Here is a 5,815-nt window from a genome sequence, read left to right on the forward strand (position 1 = left end):
AGGTTGCGTTTCCCTGATGTCGAGTCACCACTCCGCGCCCGCGCGGGAACCAGCACGGCTACCGTCGTACTTCCAGGTGTTTCTGGACGACGGCGAAGGGGCGTACCCGGCATGAGTCCCGGAGACGAGCACGAGACCTCCGGCGGTTACGGCGGCACCGGCCAGACCCGCACCCGCTACCCCCAGGGAACAGGCGACGTCTACGGCGGCGCCCGCCGCGGCGGCAGACCGTCCTCCTCGAAAAGCCTGGTGACGGTCGTCGGAGTCGTCGTCCTCCTCATCGCCGCGATCGCCTTCGCCAACCGCGGCGACGGCACGTCGTCGTCGAACGACGGCACCACATCGAACGGTTCGAAGCCGGACACCGCCTCCACGGCGGCCAGCGGGACGAAGCCGGTGGAGACGAAGACCGGGGGGATTCCGTCGGGCTTCGCGCGCACCGAACAAGGCGCGCAGTCGGCGGCGGCGAACTACTCCGTGTCGCTGGGCTCGACCGGCATGTTCCAGAAGGAGATCCGGCACTCGCTCGTGAACTCCCTCTACACGCCCGGTGCCGCGAGCAAACTGACGGGCCCGATGGACCAGGCCTACTCGGCCGACTTCCTCAGCAAGCTGGGCCTCGACGCCAACGGCAAAGCACCGACCGGCAGCACGTTCGTCTCCCGCGTGATCCCGGTGGGAACGACCGTCCAGCAGTACAGCGACAGCGCCGCGAAGGTCTCGGTCTGGTACGTGGGGCTCATCGGCATGTCCGGGCAGAACTCGACCGACCCCGTCACCACCTCGTGGAAGACCTGGACCTTCGACCTCCAGTGGTCCAACGGCGACTGGAAGATCGCCACGGACTCCCAGAAAGACGGCCCCGCCCCGGTCCCCGGCGACGACACGGCCGCCACCTCGGACGAGATCAGCAAGGCCATCGACGAGTACGGAGGGTTCACGTATGCCCGGTAACCCGCAACGCGTGTTCCGGCTCGCCGGAGCCGTGACCGCCGTACAGACGTCCCTCGTGCTGCTGGCCACCCATGCCGTGGCCGCGACCCCCAGTCCGTCGCCCTCGGCGTCCCCGAGCGTCGACTGCTCCGCCATCGTCGGCGGCGCCAAGAAGTACTGCGAACGCGGCAACGCCGTCAGCGGCTCCACCACAACCCCCAGCACCACCGACACCCTCGACCCCCTCTCCTCCCTCGGAAAGGGCTGCGCCGAAGCCGCCTCCTGGACCATCGACAAGCTCAGCGACGCCGTCAAAGAGACCGCGAACGTCGACTTCACGAACCCCAGGTTCCTTCAGCAGTACGCCGTCGTCTTCGCCGCGTCCACGATCCTCACGCTCCTCCTGTGGCTCCTCGCGGTAGCGAAGCGCGCGGTCCGAGGCGTCCCCCTCACCACCGCGATCTCCGAAGCCATCGGCTTCCTCTGGCTCACGGTCATCGCCTCCGCGTTCACCCCCCTGATCCTGTACACCGTCGTCTCCGCCACCGACGGCATCACAGAGGTCCTCGCGAAAACCACCGGCAACCAGACGGACACCTTCTTCGGAAACTTCTCCGGCGCCCTCGCCAAGGGCAACAACATCGGCGGCGGCCCGATCATGCTGATCGTCGTCTCCCTGGTCAGCATCCTCGCCGCCGGCGTCCTCTGGCTGGAGCTCGTCATCCGCGCCGCCCTCCTCTACGTCGGCGCCCTCCTCGGCACCGTCGTCTACGCGGGCCTCGTCGACAAGAACCTGTGGGGCCACGTCCGCCGCTGGGCCGGCATCATGATCGCGGTGATCCTGGTCAAACCGGTCATCGTGATCGTGCTGGGCCTGGCCGGCGCGCTGTCCACCGCCGACGGCCCGGACTCGTTCTCCGCCGTCGTCTCCGGCCTCGCGATCATCCTGCTCGCCATCTTCGCCAGCGCGATGATCTACCGCTTCGTCCCCGGCTTCGGCGACGAGATCGCCGGCGGCCGCAACAACCGCATCATGCAGGGCGCCGAGGGCAAGGCCGCCGCGGTCATCAGCTCCCCGGCCACCATGGTCGCCCAGGGCATCAAGACCCACAGCGCCCGCACGAACGACGGCGGGGGCGGCCAGTCCTCGTCCGGCGGCGGCGCCCGCCCCTCCAACCCGGTCTCCGGCGGCGTCGCGGCCCACAGCAGCCGCCCGTCGAACGGCGGCGGAGCAGTCCCCTCCGCCGCGCCCGCGCCCCGCCAGAGCCCGGCGAACACCCCGCACGCCAGCAACGCCCGCAACAACCGCACGGGAGGTGAAGGGCGTTGACGACAGAGTCCCACCTGTCCCATCCGATCACGCCCCGCCGGACATATCTCATCGGCCGGGCCCGGCCGAACGCGATCGTCGGCAAGAATCGCGAGACCGGCGAGATCGCGCTCATCATCGTGGGCGCGTTCCTCGGCATGATGAGCGGACTCCTCGTCCCCGTCCTGTCCCTGCGCATCGTGCTGCTGACGGGCTTCCCGATGCTGGCGCTGATGGCGGTCTACGTGCCGTACAAGCGCCGCACGTTCTACAAGTGGTTCGAGATCAACCGCAGTTACAAGCGAACCCTGCGCAACGGCACGACGTACCGCTCCTCCGTCATGGAGGCCGGCGTTCACCTCGACGGCCGCGAGGTCGAGATCGGCCCGCCGCCCGGCATCGGCCGCATCAACTGGCTGGCCGCCCCCTTCGGGCCCGACGAGATCGCCGTACTGCTGCACGCCGACCGCCGTACGGTCACCGCGGCGATCGAGATCGAGGGCCCGGGCGTCGGCCTGCGCGACAGCGAGGACCAGGAGGCCCTCGTCGACCGCTTCGGCACGCTCCTCAAGCACGTGGCGAACGGCGACGGCTTCGTCACCCGCATCCAGATGCTCGCCCGCACCCTGCCGGCCGACCCGGACGCACACGCCAAGGACATCGCCCAGCGCGGCGACGAGAAGTCACTGACCTGGCTCCAGCACTCGTACGACCAACTTCAGTCGATGGTGTCCACCAGCAGCGAGCAGCACCGCGCCTACCTCGTCGCCTGCATGCACTTCAACCGCGAACTCTCCGCCGAGGCCCACGCGATGGCCCGCGCCGCCCGCCCCCAGGCAGGCCGCAAGCTGGACCGGGACGCCGGCCTCGCGGTCGTCATGGCGCGTGAACTCACCGACATCTGCTCGCGGTTGCAGGAGGCGGACATCCGCGTACGGCAGCCGCTCGGCCAGGGCCGGCTCGCCTCGCTCATCCACTCCATGTACGACCCGGACCACCCCATCGACCACCTCCAGGCGATGACGAAGCGCAACGCCTGGCCGGCCGAACTCGACGCCATGGAACCGACGTTCCTCCAGGCGAAGACCCGCGAGTCGTCGACCCGCGAACCGTGGTGCCACGCCACGGCCTGGGTGAAGGAGTGGCCGATGACCCCGGTAGGAGTCAACTTCCTGGCGCCCCTCCTCGTCCACACCCCGGACGTGATCCGCACGGTCGCCGTCACGATGGACCTCGAACCCACCGAGATCGCCATCGAGCGCATGCTGACCGAGAAGACGAACGACGAGGCCGACGCCTCCCGCGCCGCCAAGATGAACCGCACCGTCGACCCCCGTGACGTGGCCGCCCACGGCCGCATGGACCAGCGCGGCGAGGACCTGGCGAGCGGCGCGGCCGGCGTGAACCTGGTCGGCTACATCACCGTCTCCTCCCGCAACCCCGAGGCCCTCGCGCGCGACAAGCGCACGATAAGGGCGTCCGCCGGCAAGTCGTACCTGAAGCTGGAGTGGTGTGACCGCGAGCACCACCGCGCGTTTGTGAACACACTGCCGTTCGCCACCGGCATCCGGAGGTAGGACTCAGATGCGGGATCCGCTGTCCATCCTCACCGACGCCTTCACGTCCTTCCTCTTCGGAAAGATCGAGTCCACCCGCCTCCCCGTCCGCACCTCGACGGGCCAGGCCCAGGCGGTCTATCTCCCCACGGCCGCCCCCGGGTTGGGCGACTCGGGCGTCATCATCGGCCGCGAGGTCTACTCCGGCAAGGGCTACATCTACGACCCCTTCCAGCTCTACGGCCAGCAACTCCCCGCCCCCCACTGGCTGGTGCTCGGCGAGTCCGGCAACGGCAAGTCGGCCCTGGAGAAGACGTACGTCCTACGCCAACTCCGCTTCCGCGACCGCCAGGTGGTCGTCCTGGACGCCCAGGGCGAGGACGGCGTCGGTGAATGGAACCTGATCGCGGAGGAGTTGGGGATAACTCCTATCCGCCTGGACCCAACTGCCGCCCTGGACATGGGAATCCGCCTCAACCCCCTGGACCCGGCGATCACGACGACAGGCCAACTAGCCCTGCTCCGAACGATCATCGAGGTGGCGATGGGCCACGGCCTCGACGAACGCTCCGGCTTCGCGCTCAAGGTCGCGCACGCCTACGTCAACGAGACGATCGTCGAACGCCAGCCGGTCCTCATGGACATCGTCGAGCAACTGCGCCACCCCGAACCGGAGTCGGCCGAGGCGATGAACGTCGCCATAGACGACGTACGGGCGTGGGGCCTGGACGTCGCCCTCGTCATCGACCGTCTGGTCGACGGCGACCTCCGCGGCATGTTCGACGGCCCGACGACGGTGGGCATCGACCTCGACGCCCCGCTCATCGTCTTCGACCTGTCCCACATCGACCGCAACTCCATCGCCATGCCCATCCTGATGGCGATCGTCGGCGTCTGGCTGGAACACACCTGGATCCGCCCCGACCGGAAGAAGCGCATCTTCCTGGTCGAGGAGGCCTGGCACATCATCAACAGCCCCTTCGTGGCCCAACTCTTCCAGCGCCTGCTGAAGTTCGGCCGGCGGTTGGGCCTGTCGTTCGTGGCGGTGGTCCACCACCTGTCGGACGTCGTCGACGGAGCCGCCGCAAAGGAAGCGGCAGCGATCCTCAAAATGGCCTCGACGCGAACGATCTACGCCCAAAAGGCGGACGAAGCCCGAGCAACCGGGCGGGTGTTGGGCTTGCCACGCTGGGCGGTGGAGATCATCCCCACCCTCACCCCCGGCATCGCGGTCTGGGACGTCAACGGCAACGTCCAGGTGGTCAAACACCTGATCACCGAGACGGAACGCCCCCTCGTCTTCACCGACCGCGCGATGACCCAGTCCTCCCGCGACCACGACCAGGAACTGACCGACGATGCCCTGCGCGCCGCCGAGTTGGAGGCCGAGGAACGCGCGGCGGCCTTCATGGAACAACAGTTGAGCGATCTCGACGGCTCCTCCGAGTCCACGGTGGCGTGAACGGCGGTGGCATGACATGAGACCGGACGACGGTGGACGCGAGCGCCAAGGGGGCATCCCCGACGGCCTGTTGGTGAGCCTGCTCGCGTTCCTCATCGGCATGACGCTGCTGGTGTGGTCGGCCACGGGCCTGGCCGCCCTGTTCTCCAAGGGCAGTTGGCCGACCGGTGTGACCTTCGCCCGCACCCCGATGGCCATGCGCCACCTGATCGCCCAGCCGCACGACATCACCGGCGCCTGGCCCCAGTCCCCACCCGCCGAGTTCTCCGGCTACGGCCTCTTCTGGGGCCTGTTCATCGGCCAGTTGATGATCCTGGTCGTCCTGACGGTGTTCGTGATGGGCACGCTGGCGAGATGGCGTGCGGTCAGGGCAAGGACCCGAGCGAAGAGCCTGGTGGTCCCGCCCTCACCGGAGCCCCACGAGGTACCGAGCCAACGCCCTGAACCGCAAGAACAGCCGCAGCCAACGGTCGTCCTGGAACAGTCAGCGCCTGCATCGGTCTCCTCAACTTCTCTGTCCAACGGTGAACAGGCGGGCGAGGGTCAACGGGTGGG

Annotated in this window: 4 protein-coding genes and 1 pseudogene; all 5 read left to right on the plus strand. The window is 68.5% G+C overall.

Features of this window, described 5'->3' with window-relative positions:
* The first annotated feature begins 111 nt into the window (after nt 1-111).
* Nucleotides 112-954, plus strand: a complete 843-nt coding sequence (locus tag AC31A1_RS45425; RefSeq protein ID WP_489658937.1) for a DUF8175 domain-containg protein — start codon at nt 112-114, stop codon at nt 952-954.
* The gene (locus tag AC31A1_RS45430; RefSeq protein WP_489658938.1) at nt 944-2,263 is read left to right on the plus strand and encodes a hypothetical protein; all 1,320 of its coding nucleotides are present in this window, start codon (nt 944-946) and stop codon (nt 2,261-2,263) included. Before AC31A1_RS45425 ends, AC31A1_RS45430 begins: the two co-directional genes overlap by 11 nt.
* Nucleotides 2,260-3,819 (plus strand): SCO6880 family protein, encoded by a 1,560-nt coding sequence (locus AC31A1_RS45435; protein ID WP_489658939.1) that lies wholly within the window; start codon nt 2,260-2,262, stop codon nt 3,817-3,819. The genes AC31A1_RS45430 and AC31A1_RS45435 overlap by 4 nt, the downstream gene beginning before the upstream one ends.
* Before the next feature lie 7 nt (nt 3,820-3,826).
* Nucleotides 3,827-5,260 (plus strand): ATP-binding protein, encoded by a 1,434-nt coding sequence (locus AC31A1_RS45440; RefSeq protein WP_366496558.1) that lies wholly within the window; start codon nt 3,827-3,829, stop codon nt 5,258-5,260.
* Nucleotides 5,261-5,276: 16 nt separating this feature from the next.
* Nucleotides 5,277-5,815, plus strand: a pseudogene (locus tag AC31A1_RS45445) (type VI secretion protein); the annotation flags it as partial.

The organism is Streptomyces sp. P5F9, assembly GCF_057961495.1.